This window comes from Bradyrhizobium quebecense, from assembly GCF_013373795.3.
GTDB lineage: Bacteria > Pseudomonadota > Alphaproteobacteria > Rhizobiales > Xanthobacteraceae > Bradyrhizobium > Bradyrhizobium quebecense.
This window is the reverse complement of sequence record NZ_CP088022.1, coordinates 3,083,668-3,102,121: the sequence shown is the minus strand read 5'-3', so window position 1 is coordinate 3,102,121 and position 18,454 is coordinate 3,083,668. Positions and strand designations below refer to the sequence as shown.

The 18,454-nt window shown below is 64.6% G+C and carries 18 protein-coding genes; 17 read left to right on the top strand and 1 reads right to left on the bottom strand.

What is annotated here, in order from left to right; genetic code table 11:
• Positions 1-3: 3 nt before the first annotated feature.
• The 17 genes from HU230_RS14950 to HU230_RS14870 all read left to right on the top strand — a co-directional run bounded on the left by HU230_RS14950 (position 4) and on the right by HU230_RS14870 (position 17,065).
• Positions 4-621 (top strand): NADH-quinone oxidoreductase subunit C, encoded by a 618-nt coding sequence (locus tag HU230_RS14950; RefSeq protein ID WP_092114646.1) that lies wholly within the window; start codon positions 4-6, stop codon positions 619-621.
• 2 nt (positions 622-623) lie between these two features.
• Positions 624-1,814, top strand: a complete 1,191-nt coding sequence (locus HU230_RS14945) for an NADH-quinone oxidoreductase subunit D (protein WP_176531010.1) — start codon at positions 624-626, stop codon at positions 1,812-1,814.
• Positions 1,815-1,855: 41 nt separating this feature from the next.
• Complete coding sequence (nuoE, locus tag HU230_RS14940; protein WP_176531011.1) at positions 1,856-2,467, top strand: NADH-quinone oxidoreductase subunit NuoE; 612 nt, start codon at positions 1,856-1,858, stop codon at positions 2,465-2,467.
• Complete coding sequence (locus tag HU230_RS14935; RefSeq protein WP_176531012.1) at positions 2,467-2,691, top strand: hypothetical protein; 225 nt, start codon at positions 2,467-2,469, stop codon at positions 2,689-2,691. The genes nuoE and HU230_RS14935 overlap by 1 nt, the downstream gene beginning before the upstream one ends.
• A gap of 19 nt (positions 2,692-2,710) precedes the next feature.
• Positions 2,711-4,036 carry an NADH-quinone oxidoreductase subunit NuoF gene (gene nuoF / locus HU230_RS14930; RefSeq protein ID WP_176531013.1) on the top strand — a complete coding sequence of 442 codons (1,326 nt, stop codon included), beginning with the start codon at positions 2,711-2,713 and terminating at the stop codon, positions 4,034-4,036.
• 9 nt (positions 4,037-4,045) lie between these two features.
• Positions 4,046-6,121, top strand: a complete 2,076-nt coding sequence (gene nuoG, locus HU230_RS14925) for an NADH-quinone oxidoreductase subunit NuoG (protein ID WP_176531014.1) — start codon at positions 4,046-4,048, stop codon at positions 6,119-6,121.
• 10 nt (positions 6,122-6,131) lie between these two features.
• Complete coding sequence (gene nuoH / locus HU230_RS14920; protein ID WP_176531015.1) at positions 6,132-7,202, top strand: NADH-quinone oxidoreductase subunit NuoH; 1,071 nt, start codon at positions 6,132-6,134, stop codon at positions 7,200-7,202.
• Positions 7,203-7,209: 7 nt separating this feature from the next.
• Positions 7,210-7,704 (top strand): NADH-quinone oxidoreductase subunit NuoI, encoded by a 495-nt coding sequence (gene nuoI / locus HU230_RS14915; protein WP_097673576.1) that lies wholly within the window; start codon positions 7,210-7,212, stop codon positions 7,702-7,704.
• 9 nt (positions 7,705-7,713) lie between these two features.
• Positions 7,714-8,352 carry an NADH-quinone oxidoreductase subunit J gene (locus HU230_RS14910; RefSeq protein ID WP_176531016.1) on the top strand — a complete coding sequence of 213 codons (639 nt, stop codon included), beginning with the start codon at positions 7,714-7,716 and terminating at the stop codon, positions 8,350-8,352.
• Positions 8,349-8,657 (top strand): NADH-quinone oxidoreductase subunit NuoK, encoded by a 309-nt coding sequence (gene nuoK / locus HU230_RS14905; RefSeq protein WP_027537255.1) that lies wholly within the window; start codon positions 8,349-8,351, stop codon positions 8,655-8,657. The genes HU230_RS14910 and nuoK overlap by 4 nt, the downstream gene beginning before the upstream one ends.
• 7 nt (positions 8,658-8,664) lie before the next feature.
• A complete protein-coding gene (gene nuoL, locus HU230_RS14900) occupies positions 8,665-10,752 on the top strand; it encodes an NADH-quinone oxidoreductase subunit L (RefSeq protein ID WP_176531017.1) in 2,088 nt (695 codons plus the stop codon).
• Entirely contained in the window at positions 10,753-12,267 is a 1,515-nt protein-coding gene (locus HU230_RS14895; RefSeq protein WP_176531018.1) for an NADH-quinone oxidoreductase subunit M, read from the top strand.
• Between the two features lie 11 nt (positions 12,268-12,278).
• Positions 12,279-13,715: an NADH-quinone oxidoreductase subunit NuoN gene (gene nuoN / locus HU230_RS14890; protein ID WP_092114636.1), complete on the top strand. Its 1,437-nt coding sequence runs from the start codon at positions 12,279-12,281 to the stop codon at positions 13,713-13,715.
• Between the two features lie 144 nt (positions 13,716-13,859).
• On the top strand, positions 13,860-14,666 hold the full coding sequence (locus tag HU230_RS14885; protein ID WP_176531019.1) for a biotin--[acetyl-CoA-carboxylase] ligase: 807 nt from the start codon (positions 13,860-13,862) through the stop codon (positions 14,664-14,666).
• Positions 14,666-16,336, top strand: coding sequence for a ribonuclease J (locus HU230_RS14880; RefSeq protein WP_176531020.1), 1,671 nt, complete (start codon positions 14,666-14,668; stop codon positions 16,334-16,336). Before HU230_RS14885 ends, HU230_RS14880 begins: the two co-directional genes overlap by 1 nt.
• A 42-nt stretch (positions 16,337-16,378) precedes the next feature.
• Positions 16,379-16,783: a methylmalonyl-CoA epimerase gene (gene mce / locus HU230_RS14875; protein ID WP_092114633.1), complete on the top strand. Its 405-nt coding sequence runs from the start codon at positions 16,379-16,381 to the stop codon at positions 16,781-16,783.
• A 6-nt stretch (positions 16,784-16,789) separates the two neighbouring features.
• Positions 16,790-17,065 carry a DUF1467 family protein gene (locus HU230_RS14870; RefSeq protein WP_176531021.1) on the top strand — a complete coding sequence of 92 codons (276 nt, stop codon included), beginning with the start codon at positions 16,790-16,792 and terminating at the stop codon, positions 17,063-17,065.
• A 25-nt stretch (positions 17,066-17,090) separates the two neighbouring features.
• On the opposite strand, the gene HU230_RS14865 is transcribed toward HU230_RS14870, so the two are convergent.
• Positions 17,091-18,380 carry a hypothetical protein gene (locus HU230_RS14865; RefSeq protein ID WP_176531022.1) on the bottom strand — a complete coding sequence of 430 codons (1,290 nt, stop codon included), beginning with the start codon at positions 18,378-18,380 and terminating at the stop codon, positions 17,091-17,093.
• Positions 18,381-18,454 lie beyond the last annotated feature (74 nt).

Genomic DNA, 18,454 nt, shown 5'->3' with positions numbered 1-18,454 from the left:
GGCATGGACGACGGCAAGCTCGACGCCCTTGGGCAGACGATCGTGAGCGCGCTTCCGGGCGCCGCCACGGCGCACTCGGTCGCGTTCAATCAACTCACTATCGACGTCGAGATTGGCAGAATCGTGGACGTCGTCACTTTTCTGCGTGATGATCCGAACTGCCGCTTCGTCAATTTCACCGACGCGACGGCGGTCGACTATCCGAGCCGCGAAAAGCGCTTCGATGTCGTCTATCATCTGCTGTCGCCGACGCTGAACACACGCATCCGAGTACGGGGGCAAGCCGACGAGACCACGCAGGTGCCGTCGATCATCGGCGTATTCCCCGGCGCCGACTGGTTCGAGCGCGAGACCTACGATCTCTACGGCGTGATCTTCATCGGCCACCCCGACATGCGCCGCCTGCTGACGGATTACGGCTTCGACGGCCATCCGCTGCGCAAGGATTTCCCGCTGACCGGCTTCGTCGAGGTTCGCTACGACGACCAGGAGAAGCGGGTGCTGTACGAGCCGGTCCGGCTCAACCAGGAATTCCGCAAGTTCGATTTCCTGTCGCCGTGGGAGGGGGCCGATTACCCCTTGCCGGGTGACGAAAAGGCGAAGGCGGAACCGAAGGCCTGATCATGAACGAACAGAATCTTCGTAATTTCACCATCAACTTTGGGCCGCAGCATCCGGCCGCCCACGGCGTTTTGCGTCTCGTGCTGGAGCTTGACGGCGAGGTCGTTGAACGCGTCGATCCGCATATCGGGCTGCTTCACCGCGGCACCGAGAAGCTGATCGAGCACAAGACCTATCTGCAGGCGATTCCGTATTTCGACCGGCTCGACTATGTCGCGCCGATGAATCAGGAGCATGCGTTCTGCCTCGCGGCCGAAAAGCTGCTCGGCATCACGGTGCCGCGCCGTGGCCAGCTGATCCGCGTGCTGTATTGCGAGATCGGCCGCATCCTCTCCCATCTGCTCAACGTCACCACGCAGGCGATGGACGTCGGCGCGCTCACCCCGCCGCTGTGGGGCTTCGAAGAGCGCGAAAAGCTGATGGTGTTCTACGAGCGTGCCTCGGGCTCGCGCATGCACGCGGCGTTCTTCCGGGTCGGCGGCGTGCACCAGGATCTGCCACCGAAGCTGATCGACGATATCGAGGCGTGGTGCGATCCGTTCCTCAAGGTCGTCGACGACCTCGACACGCTGTTGACCGGCAACCGCATCTTCAAGCAGCGCAACGTCGACATCGGCGTGGTGCCGCTGAAGGAGGCCTGGGAGTGGGGTTTCTCCGGCGTCATGGTGCGCGGCTCGGGCGCGGCCTGGGACCTGCGCAAGTCGCAGCCCTATGAGTGCTACGCCGAGATGGATTTCGACATTCCGATCGGCAAGAACGGCGACTGCTACGACCGCTACCTGATCCGCATGGAAGAGATGCGCCAGTCGGTGCGCATCATGAAGCAGTGCATCCAGAAGCTGAGGGCTGCGGACGGGCAAGGCCCGGTCGTGGTCGAGGACAACAAGATCGCGCCGCCGCGCCGTGGTGACATGAAGCGCTCGATGGAGGCGCTGATCCATCATTTCAAGCTCTACACCGAAGGCGTGCACGTGCCGGCCGGCGAGGTCTACGCCGCGGTCGAGGCGCCGAAGGGCGAGTTCGGCGTTTATCTCGTCGCCGACGGCACCAACAAACCCTACAAGTGCAAGATCCGCGCGCCGGGCTTCGCCCATCTGCAGGCGATGGATCACATCTGCAAGGGCCATCTGCTGGCCGACGTTTCCGCCATCCTTGGCTCGCTGGACATCGTGTTCGGCGAGGTCGACCGGTGATGATGTCCGCATCCACACCGCCCGCAATGAGAGTTTGATCGATGTCCGTCCGCCGCCTTGCCCCGAAGGAATTGCAGCCCGCGAGCTTCACGTTCACGGACGAGAATCTCGCCTGGGCCAAGAAGCAGATCGAGAAGTATCCGCCGGGCCGTCAGGCCTCGGCTGCGATCGCGATTCTGTGGCGCGTGCAGGAACAGCATGACGGCTGGGTCTCGGAAGCGGCGATCCGCGCCGTCGCCGACCTGCTCGAGATGCCGCATATCCGCATGCTGGAGATCGCGACCTTCTACACCATGTTCCAGCTCTCGCCGGTCGGCAAGAAGGCGCATGTCCAGGTCTGTGGCACCACGCCATGCCGGCTGCGCGGCGCCGCCGACCTGATCGAGGTGTGCCAGCATCGCATCCATCACGATCCGTTTCAGCTGTCGAAGGACGGCAACTTCTCGTGGGAAGAGGTCGAGTGCCTAGGGGCCTGCGTGAACGCGCCGATGGTGCTGATCTGGAAGGACACCTATGAGGATCTGACAAAGGAAAGCTTCGGCAAGGTGCTCGACGGCTTTGCCGCCGGCAATCCGCCGAAGCCGGGACCGCAGGTCAACCGTCAGTTCTCGGCGCCCGCAGGCGGGCCGACGACGCTGAAGGAAACCACCTGATGGGGGGCTTTCAGGTGCAGGCAAACGGGCAGGAAAACAAGGTGGGAAGGGGCGCTGCGATGAAGGCCTGGCGCACGATCGCCCTGCATACCACTGTCGCGGCCGGCTTCATGTTCCTGCTGCAACGTTACGGCCTGAGCGCGACGCTGGAATCCAGCCTGTTGTGGGCCATCGTGTTCGGCGGCTGTGCCGCCGGGCTCGCTTACTCCCAAGCCAATCGGTGATGTTCGGAAAGTTTTGAGCATGCTCGACGACAAGGACCGCATCTTCAAGAACCTCTACGGCCTCCATGATTGGGGCCTCGAGGGCGCGCGCCGCAGAGGCGCCTGGGATGGCACCAAGGGGATCATCGACAAGGGCCGCGACTGGATCATCAACGAGATGAAGGCCTCGGGCCTGCGCGGCCGCGGCGGTGCGGGCTTCCCGACCGGCATGAAGTGGTCGTTCATGCCGAAGGAGTCCAGGGACGGCCGTCCGAGCTATCTCGTCGTCAATGCGGACGAGTCGGAGCCCGGAACCTGCAAGGACCGCGAGATCATGCGGCACGATCCGCATCTGCTGGTCGAAGGCTGCCTGCTCGCAAGCTTCGCTATGGGCGCGCATGCCTGCTACATCTACATCCGCGGCGAGTTCATCCGCGAGCGCGAGCGGCTGCAGGCGGCGATCGACCAGGCCTATGAGGCCAAGCTGGTCGGCAAGGACAACATCAATGGCTGGCCGTTCGACATCTATGTCGCGCACGGCGCCGGCGCCTATATCTGCGGCGAGGAGACCGCGCTGCTCGAGAGCCTCGAGGGCAAGAAGGGCCAGCCGCGGCTGAAGCCGCCGTTCCCGGCCAATGTCGGCCTCTACGGCTGCCCGACCACCGTCAACAACGTCGAGTCGATTGCGGTCGCGCCCGACATCCTGCGCCGCGGCGCCGCCTGGTTCGCCGCCATCGGCCGGCCGAACAATGTCGGCACCAAGTTGTTCTGCATCTCCGGCCATGTCGAGCGCCCCTGCAACGTCGAAGAGGCGATGGGGATTCCGTTCCGCGAGCTGATCGAGAAGCATTGCGGCGGCATTCGCGGCGGCTGGGACAATCTGAAGGCCGTCATCCCGGGCGGCTCGTCGGTGCGCATGGTGCCGGCCGAGCAGATCATCGACACGCCGATGGATTTCGACAGCTTGAGCAAGCTGCGCTCGGGCCTCGGCACCGCGGCCGTGATCGTGATGGACAAGTCGACCGACCTGATCCGGGCGATCGCGCGCATCTCCTATTTCTACAAGCATGAGAGCTGCGGCCAGTGCACGCCGTGCCGCGAGGGCACTGGCTGGATGTGGCGCGTCTTGACCCGCATGGCCGACGGCCGCGCCCACAAGCGCGAGATCGACATGCTGCTCGAGGTCACCAAGCAGGTCGAGGGCCACACCATCTGCGCGCTCGGCGACGCCGCGGCGTGGCCGATCCAGGGTTTGATTGCGCATTTCCGTCACGAGATCGAAGAGCGCATCGATCAATATTCGCACAAGGCCGATCTCGACGATCAGGGCGTTCGTGATCCCGTCCATATGGTCGCGGCGGAGTAGAGAAGAGACATGAGCAAGATCATCGTCGATGGCAAAGAGATCGATGTGCCGCCGGAGTACACGCTGTTGCAGGCGTGCGAGGCGGCGGGCGCCGAGATTCCGCGCTTCTGCTATCACGAGCGGTTGTCGATCGCCGGCAATTGCCGGATGTGCCTGGTCGAGGTGAAGGGCGGCCCGAAGCCGGTCGCGAGCTGCGCCTGGGCCGTGCGCGACTGCCGTCCGGGACCGAAGGGTGAGCCGCCGGAGATTTCGACCCGTTCGCCGATGGTCAAGAAGGCGCGCGAAGGCGTGATGGAATTCCTGCTGATCAACCATCCGTTGGACTGCCCGATCTGCGACCAGGGCGGCGAGTGCGATCTTCAGGATCAGGCGATGGGCTACGGCGTCGACACCAGCCGTTTCGCCGAGAACAAGCGCGCGGTCGAGGACAAGTATCTCGGCGCGCTGGTCAAGACCTCGATGAATCGCTGCATCCAGTGCACGCGCTGCGTCCGCTTCTCCGCCGAAGTCTGCGGCGCGCCGGAAATGGGCGCGACCGGGCGCGGCGAGGACATGGAGATCACCACCTATCTCGAGCAGGCGCTGAGCTCGGAGCTGCAGGGCAATCTCGTCGATATCTGCCCGGTCGGTGCGCTCACATCGAAGCCCTATGCCTTCGCGGCGCGCCCTTGGGAGCTCGGCAAGACGCAGTCGGTCGACGTCATGGACGGCGTCGGATCGGCGATCCGCGTCGACACCCGCGGCCGCGAGGTGATGCGCATCCTGCCGCGCATCAACGAGGCGGTGAACGAGGAGTGGATCTCCGACAAGACCCGCCACGTCGTCGACGGCCTGCGCACGCAGCGCCTCGACCGTCCGTATGTGCGCGAGAACGGCCAGCTCAAGCCGGCGACCTGGCAGGAAGCCTTTGCCGCGATCGCCGCCAAGGCCGGCCGGACCGACGGCAAGCGGATCGGTGCGATCGCGGGCGATCTCGCCGCGGTCGAAGAAATGTATGCACTGAAGGAGCTGCTCGCGAAGTTCGGCTCGGTCAATCTGGCAGTGCAGGGCGGTGACGCGTTTGCCTCCAAGGCCGGCCGCGGCTCTTATATCTTCAACCCGACCATTGCCGGGATCGACCAGGCCGACGCGATCCTGATCATCGGGTCGCATCCGCGCAAGGAAGCCGCGGTGCTGAACGCGCGGATCCGCAAGCGCTGGCGCACCGGCGGGCTCAAGGTCGGCATGATCGGCTCGAAGGCCGATTTCACCTATGACCACGACTATCTCGGTGCGGGCACTGACACGCTCGCTGATCTCGTGGGGGGCAAGCATTCCTTTGCCGACGTGCTGAAGAACGCCAAGAACCCGATCATCCTGGTCGGCGCCGGCGCCTACGCCAGGCATGACGGCGCGGCGGTGCTGGCGCAGGCGGCCAAGCTCGCCGTCGATGTCGGTGCGCTGAAGGACGGCTGGAACGGCTTTGCCGTGCTGCAGGACACCGCTTCGCGCGCCGGGGCGCTCGATATCGGCTTCTCGCCTTCGGCCGGTGGCCTGACCACGGCGCAGATGACGACCTTCGGGACCCTCGACGTGCTGTTCCTGCTCGGCGCCGACGAGATCAAGGTCCCGGATGGCACCTTCGTCGTCTATATCGGCACCCATGGCGACCAGGGCGCGCACCGCGCCGACGTGATCCTGCCGGGCGCCGCCTATACCGAGAAGTCCGGCATCTACGTCAACACCGAGGGCCGGGCGCAGATCGCCAACCGCGCCGCGTTCCCGCCGGGAGAAGCCCGCGAGGACTGGGCGATCATCCGCGCGCTGTCCGACGTGCTCGGCAAGAAGCTGCCGTTCGACTCGCTGCAGGCGCTGCGCCAGGCGATGTTCAAGACCTATCCGCATCTGATGCGGCTCGACCAGATCGAGGCCGGCAAGGCCGACGACGTCAAGGCGCTGGCCGGCAAGGGCGGCAGCGTCGACAAGGCGGCATTCAAGCCGACCGTCGAGGATTTCTATCTGACCAACCCGATCGCGCGGGCCTCTGCCGTGATGGCGGAATGCTCGCGGCTGGCGTCGGGCCGAATGCTGACGGCAGCGGAGTGAGCGTGACCTGATGGCTGAATTCTTCGCAAGCGCGTTCTGGACCGGCTTCCTCTGGCCGCTGATCATCATGGTCGCGGAGAGCCTGTTGCTGCTCGTCGTGCTGCTGATCGCGATCGCCTACATCCTGCTCGCCGACCGCAAGATCTGGGCGGCGGTGCAGATCCGCCGCGGCCCCAACGTGGTCGGCCCGTTCGGATTGCTGCAATCCTTCGCCGACCTCTTGAAGTTCGTGCTGAAGGAGCCGGTGATTCCGTCCGGCTCCAACAAGGGCGTGTTCCTGCTGGCGCCGCTGGTTTCGTGCATCCTGGCGCTGGCCGCCTGGGCCGTGATCCCGTTCAACCTCGGCTGGGTGATCTCCGACATCAATGTCGGCATTCTCTACATCTTCGCGATCTCGTCCTTGTCAATCTACGGCATCATCATGGCCGGCTGGTCGTCGAACTCGAAGTACCCGTTCCTGGCCGCGCTGCGCTCGGCGGCGCAGATGGTGTCCTATGAAGTCTCGATCGGCTTCGTCATCATCACCGTGTTGCTCTGCGTCGGCTCGCTGAACCTGTCGGCCGTGGTGGAGGCGCAGAATACCCGTGGGCTCGCGCATCTGATCGGCCTGCCGCAGCTCACCATCCTGAATTGGTATGTGTGGCCGCTGTTCCCGATGTTCGTGGTGTTCTACGTTTCGGCGCTGGCGGAAACCAACCGTCCGCCGTTCGACCTCGTCGAAGCTGAATCCGAACTGGTCGCGGGCTTCATGACCGAATACGGCTCGACCCCGTATCTCCTGTTCATGCTCGGCGAGTATGTCGCGATCACCACGATGTGCGCGCTGGCGTCGATCCTGTTCCTGGGCGGCTGGCTGCCGCCGGTCAACCTGCCGCCGTTCACCTGGGTTCCGGGCATCGTCTGGTTCGCCCTCAAGGTGTTCTTCATGTTCTTCATGTTCGCGATGGCGAAGGCGATCGTGCCGCGCTACCGCTACGATCAACTGATGCGGCTCGGCTGGAAGGTGTTCCTGCCGCTGTCGCTGGCGATGGTGGTGATCGTGGCCGGTGTGCTGCAGTTCGCCGGCATCGCGCCGAAGTGAGGTCGTCATGAGTGTCAACGTCAACGCAACAGCCCGCTCGCTTCTGCTCTCTGAATTCGTCTCGGCGTTCGTTCTCGCCATGCGCTATTTCTTCAAGCCGAAGCCGACGCTGAACTATCCCTTCGAGAAGGGGCCGATCTCGCCGCGCTTCCGCGGCGAGCACGCGCTGCGCCGTTATCCGAACGGCGAGGAGCGCTGTATCGCCTGCAAGCTGTGCGAGGCGATCTGCCCGGCGCAGGCGATCACGATCGAGGCCGGCCCACGCCGCAACGACGGCACTCGCCGCACGGTGCGCTACGACATCGACATGGTGAAGTGCATCTATTGCGGCCTGTGCCAGGAGGCATGCCCGGTGGACGCCATCGTCGAGGGACCGAATTTCGAATTCGCGACCGAGACCCGCGAGGAACTCTACTATGACAAGGCGAAGCTGCTCGCCAATGGCGACCGCTGGGAGCGCGAGATTGCGAAGTCGATCGCGCTCGACGCGCCGTACCGGTGAGGTGAGGGCATGATCCTTCCGGCGCTGTTCTTCTACCTGTTTGCCGCGGCCTGCGTGGCCTCGGCGGTCATGGTGATTGTCTCGCGCAATCCCGTGCACTCCGTGCTGTACCTGATCCTGGCGTTCGTCAACGCCTCGGGCCTGTTCATCCTGATGGGCGCCGAGTTCCTCGGGATGATGCTGATCGTGGTCTATGTCGGCGCGGTCGCGGTGCTGTTCCTGTTCGTGATCATGATGCTCGACGTCGACTTCGTCGAATTGCGCGAGGGCTTCATGCAGTACCTGCCGATCGGCATCGTGATCGGCGGCATCTTCCTGTTCGAGCTGCTGCTGGTTGTCGGCGCCTGGGTGATCAACCCGTCCGTGACCAAGACGATCACGGCGGCGATCCCGACCAATATCAGCAACACCGAGGCGCTTGGCCTCGTGCTCTACACGAAGTACATCCATTACTTCCAGCTCGCCGGCATGGTGCTCCTGGTCGCGATGATCGGTGCCATCGTGCTGACGCTGCGCCACAAGGCCAACGTCAAGCGGCAGAACATCAACGTGCAGAACGCGCGCAGGCCCGACATGGCGATGGCGATGCGCAAGGTGGCGTCGGGGCAGGGCCTGCAGGATGCGGACGCGGCGGAGTGGGTGAAATGACGATCGGGCTGGGGCACTATCTGGCGGTCGGCGCGATCCTGTTCACGCTCGGGATCCTCGGCATCTTCCTGAACCGCAAGAACATCATCGTCATCCTGATGTCGATCGAGCTGATCCTGCTCTCGGTCAACATCAACCTGGTGGCGTTCTCGACCTTCCTCGGCGACATCGTCGGCCAGGTGTTCGCGCTGCTGGTGCTGACGGTGGCGGCGGCCGAGGCCGCGATCGGTCTCGCCGTGCTGGTGGTGTATTTCCGCAACCGCGGTTCGATCGCGGTTGAAGACGTCAATCTGATGAAGGGCTAATCCGGCGATGATACAGGCAATCGTATTTCTGCCTCTGCTGGGAGCCATTCTCGCGGGGATCATCTCGCTGGTCGGCGCGCATGCGCGCTGCCCGAGCGGCGACACCGTCGACCATCACGACGATGCGCATGGCGAGGCCCATGCGTCGGCGGCCCATAATGATCACGGTGGTGACGATCACGGCCACGACGACCATGGCCATGACGACCACCATGTCGCCGAGCCGGCGGCGGCGGGCTCCCGGCTGGCCGAGCTGATCACGACGGGCCTGCTGTTCGTGTCGGCGGCGCTGTCCTGGTTCACGCTGGTCGATGTCGGCTTCATGCACCATGACGCGCGCGTCGTGCTGCTGCCCTGGATCACCTCGGGCGACCTGCAAGTGGCCTGGACGCTGCGGGTCGACACGCTGACGGCCGTGATGCTGGTCGTGGTCAACACCGTGTCCGCGCTCGTTCACCTCTATTCCATCGGCTACATGGACGAGGATCCGTACCGGCCGCGCTTCTTCGGCTATCTCTCGCTGTTCACCTTCGCGATGCTGATGCTGGTGACGTCGGACAACCTGGTGCAGCTGTTCTTCGGCTGGGAGGGCGTCGGTCTCGCGAGCTACCTCTTGATCGGGTTCTGGTACCAGAAGCCGTCGGCCAATGCGGCGGCGATCAAGGCGTTCGTGGTCAACCGCGTCGGCGACTTCGGCTTCGCGCTCGGCATCTTCGCGATCTTCGCGCTGGTCGGCTCGACCGACTTCGAGACCATCTTCCATGCCGCGCCGGGGCTGACCGGCAAGACCATTGACTTCTTCGGCTGGCACCCTGACGCGCTGACGCTGACCTGTCTGTTCCTGTTCATGGGCGCGATGGGCAAGTCGGCCCAGTTCCTGCTGCACACCTGGTTGCCGGACGCGATGGAAGGCCCGACCCCCGTGTCGGCGCTGATCCATGCCGCGACCATGGTCACCGCCGGCGTCTTCATGGTGGCGCGGCTGTCGCCGCTGTTCGAGCTGTCGCCGACCGCGCAAGCGGTGGTGATGTTCTTCGGCGCGACTACGGCGTTCTTCGCCGCCACGATCGGCCTCGTGCAGAACGACATCAAGCGCATCGTCGCGTACTCGACCTGTTCGCAACTCGGCTACATGTTCGTGGCGATGGGAGCGGGGGCCTATTCGGTCGGCATGTTCCATTTGTTCACGCACGCCTTCTTCAAGGCCCTGCTGTTCCTGGGTTCCGGCTCGGTGATCTACGCGATGCACCATGAGCAGGACATCCGCAACATGGGCGGCCTGTGGCGCAAGATCCCGTACACGTTCGCGGTGATGTGCATCGGCACCCTGGCGCTGACCGGATTCCCGCTGTTTGCCGGCTACTTCTCCAAGGACGCGATCATCGAGGCGGCCTATGCGGCGCACAACCCGTTCGCGACTTACGCCTATCTCTTGACCATTTTGGCCGCCGGCCTGACCTCGTTCTACTCCTGGCGTCTGATCTTCAAGACGTTCTTCGGCGAGCCGCACGACCAGAAGCACTATGAGGCCGCGCATGAGAGCCCGGTGTGGATGCTGGTGCCGATCGGCGTGCTCGCCGCCGGCTCGATCCTCGCGGGCCTTCCGTTCAAGGAAGTGTTCGCCAGCCCGCACGGCGTCGAGGAGTTCTTCCGCGAGTCCGTGAAGATGAACCCGCATATCCTCGAGGACATGGAGCACATGCCGAGCTGGCTCGCGCCGCTGCCCACCGTCATGATGGCGCTCGGCCTGTTCATCTCGTACCTGTTCTACATCCGCAGGCCGTATCTGCCGGTCGAGCTCGCGAACCAGCAACCGATGCTGTACCAGTTCCTGCTCAACAAATGGTACTTCGACGAGCTGTACGACTGGATCTTCGTGCGCCCGGCGAAGTGGCTCGGCTACACGCTGTGGAAAAAGGGCGATGGCTTCGTCATCGACGGCTTCGGTCCGGACGGCGTCTCGGCCCGCGTGCTCGACGTCACCCGCAACGTCGTGAAATTGCAGACCGGCTACCTCTATCACTACGCGTTCGCGATGCTGATCGGGGCCGCCGGATTGATCACCTGGTTCATGTTCGGCTTGGGAGGCCAGTAAATGACAACCTGGCCCATCCTTTCCGTCACGACCTTCCTGCCGGCGGTCGGCGCGATCCTGGTCTACCTCTTGGCGCGGGGCGGCGACGAGACCGCGAGCCGCACGGCGCGCTGGATCGCGCTGTGGACCACGCTGATCACCTTCGCGGTGTCGCTGATCCTGGTGGCGCGTTTCGATCCCGCGCAGACCGACTTCCAGTTCGTCGAGAAGACGTCCTGGCTCGCCACCGGCATCACCTATCACATGGGCATCGACGGCATCTCGCTGCCGCTGATCATCCTGACCACCGCGATCATGCCGCTCTGCATCATCGCGAGCTGGAAGTCGGTGACGCAGCGCGTCAGCGAATACATGATGGCGTTCCTGATCCTGGAAACGTTGATGGTCGGCACCTTCTCGGCGCTCGACCTCGTGCTGTTCTATCTGTTCTTCGAGGGCGGCCTGATCCCGATGTTCCTGATCATCGGCGTCTGGGGCGGTCCGCGCCGGGTCTACGCCTCGTTCAAGTTCTTCCTCTATACGTTCCTCGGCTCGGTGCTGATGCTGCTCGCCATCATGGCGCTGTACTGGAACGCAGGCACCACCGACATCCCGACCCTGATGCACACCGCGGTGCCGCGCTCGATGCAGACCTGGGCGTGGCTCGCCTTCTTCGCCTCGTTCGCGGTGAAGATGCCGATGTGGCCGGTGCACACCTGGTTGCCTGATGCGCACGTCGAGGCGCCGACGGCGGGCTCGGTGATCCTGGCCGCGATCCTGCTGAAGATGGGCGGCTACGGCTTCCTGCGCTTCTCGCTGCCGATGTTCCCGCTGGCCTCGCACGACTTCGCGCCGTTCGTGTTCACGCTGTCGGTCATCGCCATCATCTACACCTCGCTGGTGGCGATGATGCAGGAGGACATGAAGAAGCTGATCGCGTACTCCTCGGTCGCGCATATGGGCTTCGTCACCATGGGTATCTTCGCGGTGACCACGCAGGGTGTCGCCGGCGGCATGTTCCAGATGATCTCGCACGGCATCGTCTCCGGCGCGCTGTTCCTCTGCGTCGGCATCGTCTACGACCGCATGCACACCCGCGAGATCGCGGCCTATGGCGGCCTCGTCAACCGGATGCCGCTCTACGCGATGACCTTCATGGTCTTCACCATGGCCAATGTCGGTCTGCCGGGCACGAGCGGATTCGTCGGCGAGTTCATGACCTTGCTCGGCACCTTCAAGATCTCGCTGCCGACGGCGTTCTTCGCCACCACGGGCGTGATCCTGTCGGCCTGCTACGCGCTCTGGCTCTACCGCAAGGTGGTGTTCGGCGCGCTGGTCAAGCCGTCGCTGATGTCGATCAAGGATCTGACCTTCCGCGAATGCGTGACGCTGTTCCCGCTGATCGCGCTGACCATCCTGTTCGGCGTCTATCCGAAGCCGGTGCTCGACATGTCGGCCGCCTCGGTGCAGCAGCTCGTCAACAATTACAACACCGCCGTGACTGCCGTGAAGGCAGCCGCGCTGGTTACGCAGTAAGGCCTTAGCCCATGAGCTTTTCCAGTGCAGGTTATCAGTTGCAGCCGGTGCTGCCGGAGCTGGTGCTCGCGGTCGGCGCCATGGTGCTGTTGATGATCGGAGCCTATCGCGGGCAGGGCACGACCCGGCTGATCACCGCGCTCGCGGTGTGTCTCCTGGTGCTGACCGGCGTGCTGGAGCTCTGGCTGCCGGCCGGCAAGCTCGTCACCTTCGGCGGCAGCTTCATCGTCGACGACTTCGCCCGCTTCCTGAAGATCCTCGCTTTGATCGCCTCGGCGGCAACGTTGATCCTGTCGACCGAGTACCTGTCCCAGCCGTCGACCCGTAATTTCGAGTTCTCGATCCTGGTGCTGCTGTCGACGCTCGGCATGATGGTGCTGATCTCGGCCGGCGACCTGATTTCGCTCTATCTCGGCCTCGAGCTGATGAGCCTTGCGCTCTACGTCGTTGCCGCCAGCCAGCGCGACAATGCCAAGTCGAGCGAGGCCGGCCTGAAGTATTTCGTGCTCGGCGCGCTGTCGTCGGGCATGCTGCTCTACGGCGCCTCGCTGATCTACGGCTTCACCGGCACCGTCAGCTTCGCCGGCATTGCGGCGGCCGCGACCACCGGCAGCATCGGCATCGTGTTCGGCCTGGTGTTCCTGCTCGCCGGCCTCTGCTTCAAGGTTTCGGCGGTGCCGTTCCACATGTGGACGCCGGACGTCTATGAGGGCGCACCGACCCCGGTGACGGCCTTCTTCGCCTCGGCCCCGAAGGTCGCGGCGCTCGCCGTGTTCACCCGTGCGACGCTGACCGCTTTCCCGGGCATCGTTACCCAGTGGCAGCAGATCCTGGTGTTCGTGGCGATCGCCTCGATGGCGCTGGGCTCGTTCGCCGCGATCGGCCAGTCCAACATCAAGCGGCTGATGGCCTATTCGTCGATCGGCCATATGGGCTTTGCGCTGGTCGGCCTCGCCTCCGGCACGGTCGAGGGCGCGCAGGGCGTCTTGATCTACATCGCGATCTATGTCGCGATGACGCTCGGCACCTTCTCGATCATCCTTGCCATGAAGCGCAACGGCCAAGCGCTGGAGCAGATCAGTGATTTCGCCGGCCTGTCCCGCACCAACCCGCTGATCGCCTTCGTCTTCGCGATGCTGCTGTTCTCGCTGGCCGGCGTGCCGCCGCTCGCCGGCTTCTTCGGCAAATGGTACGTGTTCGTCGCCGCGATCAAGGCCAATCTGTTCACGCTCGCGGTGATCGGCGTGCTGACCAGCGTGGTGGGCGCGTTCTATTATCTGTCGATCGTCAAGGTGATGTATTTCGACCAGCCGCTCGGCAAGCTCGACCCGGTCCGCGTCGAGCTGCGCACCGTGCTGGCGGTCGCAGGCATCTTCAATATCTTCTTCTTCGCCTATCCGGGACCGCTGGTGAGCGTGGCCACGGCGGCGGCGAAGTCGCTGTTCTAAAGTGTTTTCGAGCGAAGTGGACACCGGTTCGCGTGAAGAAAACGCGTCAAATAAACAACTCAGGGCCGCATCACGCGGCCCTGACGCGTATGATTCCGGACACGGAGGCTGGCTTTCGGACCGGATCATGCGCATAACCTTGACATGACCTTCACGCTCGGACCTCGGGCCATTGCGGCGGGCTATAAGCTCGCCGCCTTCGATCAGATCGGCTCGACCAATGCCGAGGCGATGCTGCGCGCGCGCGATGGCGAACGCGGGCCGATGTGGTTCGTGACGCCGGAGCAGACCGCTGGCCGCGGACGCCGTCAGCGGGTCTGGGTCGCACCGCGCGGCAATCTCGCCAGCAGCATTCTCGAGGTGACCGACGTTCAGCCGGCGGTTGCCGCGACGCTCGGCTTTGCCGCTGGGCTGTCGCTCGAAGCCGCGTTGCGGAAGGTCAGCATCGAGGCGGCGCTGCGGCTCGGGCCGGACAGCCCGAAATTCACCCTGAAATGGCCGAACGACGTGCTGGCCAACGGCAAGAAGCTCTCGGGCATCCTGCTGGAGGCCGAGGCGGTCGGCGACCGGCTTGCAGTCGTCGTCGGCATCGGCACCAACGTCATTGCGGCGCCCGAGGGTACGCCGACGCCTGCGGTATCGCTCGCTGCACTCGGCATCCAGATCGGTGCGGAAGAGCTGTTTGTGGCATTGTCGGATGCTTGGGTCGAGTTTCGCGGCATCTGGGACGATGGCCGCGGCTTTCCGGAGATCCGCAGGCTGTGGCTGGAGCGCGCAGCCGGCCTCGGCGACAGGGTCGCGGTCCAGACCGGCACGACGACCGTTGAAGGTACCTTTGACACCATCGACGACACCGGCTGCCTGATCGTCCGCACTGCGGCCGGGCAGCGCTTGCCCGTAACGGCCGGCGAGGTCTATTTCGGCACCGCAGCCACAGTGAGGGCCAACTGATGGCGCGACCTGACGAGCTTACCTTTGCACCGCTCGGCGGCGTCGGCGAGATAGGCATGAATTTGTCGATCTATGGGCTCGGCAACCGCCACCAACGCTCGTTCCTCGCGGTCGATCTCGGCGTCTCCTTTGGCGACGAGGAGCATCTTCCGGGCATCGACCTGATCATGCCGGATGTCCGCTTCCTGGAGAAGGAGCGCAACAATCTGATGGGCCTGGTGCTGACGCACGCCCATGAGGACCATTTCGGCGCGATCATCGATCTCTGGCCGAAGCTCGGCTGCAAGATCTACGCGACGCAATTCAGCGCGGCGCTGTTCGAGGCCAAATGCGCCGCCGAGCGCAATCCGCCGAAGATCCCGATCACCGTGATCCCGTCGGGCGGGCGGGTCGATATCGGCCCGTTCAATGTCGAGTTCATCCCGGTCGCGCATTCGATTCCGGAATCGCATGCGCTGGCGATCAAGACCGATGTCGGCACCGTGCTGCATACCGGCGATTGGAAGATCGATCCGACCCCGATCATCGGCCTGCCGACCGACGAGCGGCGGCTGCGCGAGCTCGGTGACGAAGGCGTGCTGGCGCTGGTGAGCGATTCCACCAACGCGGTGCGTGACGGGCGCTCGCCCTCGGAGACCGAGGTTGCCGCCACCATCAAGAAGCTGGTCAAGGCGGCCAAGGGCCGGGTCGCGGTCACGACTTTCGCCTCCAATGTCGCCCGCGTGAGGGCGGTGGCGGACGCCGCAAACGCTGCCGATCGCGAGGTCGTCGTGGTCGGCCGCGCCATGGAGCGCGTGGTGCAGGTCGCGCGCGAATGCGGCTATCTCGACGGCTCGCACAAGTTCCGCAGCGCCGACTATTACGGCCATTTCCCGGCCGACAAGGTGCTGGCGCTGTGCACCGGCAGCCAGGGCGAACCCCGCGCCGCGTTAGCGCGGATCGCTAATGACGACCATCCGCAGGTGACCCTGAACCGGGGGGACACCGTGATCTTCTCCTCCCGCACCATTCCCGGCAACGAGAAGGCGGTCGGCGGCATCATCAACGGGCTGGTGACCCAGGGCGTCGAAATCATCACCGACCGCGAGCATCTGGTGCACGTCTCCGGCCATCCGCGCCGCGACGAGCTGCGCGACATGATCTCCTGGGTGCGGCCGCAGCTCCTGATCCCCGTGCATGGCGAGGCGCTGCATCTCGCCGAGCACGCCAAGCTGGCGCGCGCCGCGGGTGTCCCGAAAGTCCTGACCTGCCGCAACGGCGACCTCGTCAAGCTCGGGCCCGGCGATCCCGGCATCGTCGGCGAAGTGCCGTCGGGACGGCTCTACAAGGACGGAACCATCCTTGAGGACTCCAAGTCGCGCGCCGTGGTCGAGCGGCGGCGGATGGGTTTTGCCGGCTGCGCCTTCGTCGCCATCGCCATGACCGCGCAGGGCGAGATGGTCGACGGTCCCGAGGTCGATCTCGTCGGCATGCCGGAGAAAAATGCCGCGGGCGAATTGCTCGACGACATCGTGTTCGATGTCGTGGTATCGACGATCGAGGGCCTGCCGCGGCCGCGGCGCCGCGATCCGGACGCACTCGGGGAATCGGTGCGCCGTGCGGTGCGGGCCGCGCTGAACGAGCAGTGGGGCAAGAAGCCGATCTGCGTCGTGCACGTTCTGACGGTCTGACACACGCCTTTAAGGCGTGCGCAACGACAAAGGGAGAGAGATATGCTGGGCCGCCTCAATCACGTCGCCATCGCGGTCAAGGACGCTAGGCAGGCCGCCAAGATCTACGGCACGGCCTTCAATGCCGAGATTTCCGACGCGGTGCCGCTGCCGGAGCATGGCGTCATCACCGTGTTCGTGACGCTGCCCAACACCAAGATCGAGTTCATCGAGCCACTCGGCGAGGCCTCGCCGATCGCAAAATTCGTCGAACGCAACGCCGACGGCGGCATCCACCATGTCTGCTACGACGTGCCCGACATCATCGCGGCCCGCGACCGCATGATAGCCGAGGGCGCGCGGGTGCTGGGCGACGGCCAGCCGAAGATCGGCGCACACGGCAAGCCGGTGCTGTTCTTCCACCCCAAGGACTTTTCCGGCGCCTTGGTCGAGATCGAACAGGCCTGAGCCCACATGGTGTACCAGATCTCCACCGGGCTTGCGATCTACTTCGTCCTTTGGTGGCTCGTGCTGTTCCTGACGCTGCCGTTCGGCATTCGCAGCCAGCATGAGGACGGCATCGGCGCGCCCGGCACCGATCCCGGCGCGCCGATCCTGGCGCGGATGGGCCGCAAGCTGCTGTGGACCACGCTGATCTCGGCCGTGATCTTCGTGATTGCGATGTGGGCCTATTATTCCGGCTATCTCTCGATTGAGCGGCTGTCGAAGCTGATGGGGATGCCGTTCTAGAGCGCCGAGTTCGTGAACGGCGCGGTTAGGTTTGCTCCGGCCGAAACCATTCGGGTGAAGGGCCCGAAATTGCCTCGACCTCGGGCACGAAGCTGCGATCAAGCGCTGCGACAAGCGTTGCCAGATTGTCGACGATTTGCGTCCACCGCTCGGCGCTGCCGATCGGAAACTGGCTCGGCAACTCGACCCCTCTCACTTCACCACGAACCGCGCGGCGCGAGGCATGGAGCGGCAGCGTGGCCTTGAAGCCATGCCCGTTCACCATGCCGATCACCTGCATGAAGGCCGCGACCGAACTGTTCCAGCTGCCAACATCGACCTGAAGCCTGACAGTGAGATTGCCCGGAGTGCGCCGCTGTAGCCTGAATGATCCGCTCTCGCCGCGGCAATCGTAGCCGAGTGGCGTGAAGGCCCGAACGAGATCAGGCTTCTTGGGGCCGGCGCTCGGGCTCCCGCCGGGGGGTGTCGCAGCCACGTTCTCGACCTGATGTGGCAGATCGTGCGGAAGTGTATCGAGCAGCTCGGTCATCTTCGCCCGATACCCACGCACGACCGTGCGGATGGCGTCGTCCATGTCCGGAGTCAAGCCGCCGGGGGACACGGCAGCCGCCGTGGCGGCGGGTGTCGCGACCATCGGCACCTGGATCGTCTTTCGCACCTTGCCGCAGGCTGAGAGCAAGGTTGCGAGATCGGCCGGGGGAGCCGGCAATTTCTTCGCCTGCGGATCGGCTTCGACAATGCGCAGCGCGGCGAGCGACCGCTGCCGCCCATTCACCCACCACTTGTCGTGCACGCTGATGCCGGGCGAGGTCGGGTGCCCTGCGCCGATGTCGACGCCGGCGCGCATCAGGCCCCGGAGCGTCTGAAGGTCAGGCTGAGCGGGCAATTGCGGACCGTCGGAAAAGCCGGGCACCGAGAAATGCAGGTCGATGGCGTGGCATGGAAATGACTTCGGGACGCCCTGTGCGATCTCCTTGAGGATCGCGAAGTCGATCGCCTCGACGGCGCCGGTTTCGGTCACGTTCGACAGCACCCGCGCTTCCGCCTTACCAGGGCCAACCGAGCCGGTCGTCCGCACGAAGCGCTCCAATTCCGGCCAGCGCTTGACCACCCTGGCGATACTGGAAATGCGCTTCGTCCCCGCGATCGTTTGCACGGCGGCGATCTCGGCGGTGAGCGGGGGATCGGACAGCCTGAGACGTACCGTCGGCTCGCCCAACCCGGCGGCAAGGAAGCCTGCGTGGACTTGCTCGGCCATATCGACGAGCGGGTCCTTGCGGCTGGCCGCGAATACCGAGAATACGGCGACGAGCATTGCGTCCTCCACTCGGAAATACATCGTACGTTCTGAAACAACGCCGGCCGGATGGGGTCTGATCGATCCGTGGC

What these genes read in the sequence shown, in the direction of transcription:
- HU230_RS14950 (WP_092114646.1), top strand. Translation starts at nt 4, where the DNA reads ATGGACGACGGCAAGCTCGACGCCCTTGGGCAGACGATCGTGAGCGCG.
- HU230_RS14945 (WP_176531010.1), top strand. Translation starts at nt 624, where the DNA reads ATGAACGAACAGAATCTTCGTAATTTCACCATCAACTTTGGGCCGCAG.
- nuoE (WP_176531011.1), top strand. Translation starts at nt 1,856, where the DNA reads ATGTCCGTCCGCCGCCTTGCCCCGAAGGAATTGCAGCCCGCGAGCTTC.
- HU230_RS14935 (WP_176531012.1), top strand. Translation starts at nt 2,467, where the DNA reads ATGGGGGGCTTTCAGGTGCAGGCAAACGGGCAGGAAAACAAGGTGGGA.
- nuoF (WP_176531013.1), top strand. Translation starts at nt 2,711, where the DNA reads ATGCTCGACGACAAGGACCGCATCTTCAAGAACCTCTACGGCCTCCAT.
- nuoG (WP_176531014.1), top strand. Translation starts at nt 4,046, where the DNA reads ATGAGCAAGATCATCGTCGATGGCAAAGAGATCGATGTGCCGCCGGAG.
- nuoH (WP_176531015.1), top strand. Translation starts at nt 6,132, where the DNA reads ATGGCTGAATTCTTCGCAAGCGCGTTCTGGACCGGCTTCCTCTGGCCG.
- nuoI (WP_097673576.1), top strand. Translation starts at nt 7,210, where the DNA reads ATGAGTGTCAACGTCAACGCAACAGCCCGCTCGCTTCTGCTCTCTGAA.
- HU230_RS14910 (WP_176531016.1), top strand. Translation starts at nt 7,714, where the DNA reads ATGATCCTTCCGGCGCTGTTCTTCTACCTGTTTGCCGCGGCCTGCGTG.
- nuoK (WP_027537255.1), top strand. Translation starts at nt 8,349, where the DNA reads ATGACGATCGGGCTGGGGCACTATCTGGCGGTCGGCGCGATCCTGTTC.
- nuoL (WP_176531017.1), top strand. Translation starts at nt 8,665, where the DNA reads ATGATACAGGCAATCGTATTTCTGCCTCTGCTGGGAGCCATTCTCGCG.
- HU230_RS14895 (WP_176531018.1), top strand. Translation starts at nt 10,753, where the DNA reads ATGACAACCTGGCCCATCCTTTCCGTCACGACCTTCCTGCCGGCGGTC.
- nuoN (WP_092114636.1), top strand. Translation starts at nt 12,279, where the DNA reads ATGAGCTTTTCCAGTGCAGGTTATCAGTTGCAGCCGGTGCTGCCGGAG.
- HU230_RS14885 (WP_176531019.1), top strand. Translation starts at nt 13,860, where the DNA reads ATGACCTTCACGCTCGGACCTCGGGCCATTGCGGCGGGCTATAAGCTC.
- HU230_RS14880 (WP_176531020.1), top strand. Translation starts at nt 14,666, where the DNA reads ATGGCGCGACCTGACGAGCTTACCTTTGCACCGCTCGGCGGCGTCGGC.
- mce (WP_092114633.1), top strand. Translation starts at nt 16,379, where the DNA reads ATGCTGGGCCGCCTCAATCACGTCGCCATCGCGGTCAAGGACGCTAGG.
- HU230_RS14870 (WP_176531021.1), top strand. Translation starts at nt 16,790, where the DNA reads ATGGTGTACCAGATCTCCACCGGGCTTGCGATCTACTTCGTCCTTTGG.
- HU230_RS14865 (WP_176531022.1), bottom strand. Translation starts at nt 18,380, where the DNA reads ATGCTCGTCGCCGTATTCTCGGTATTCGCGGCCAGCCGCAAGGACCCG.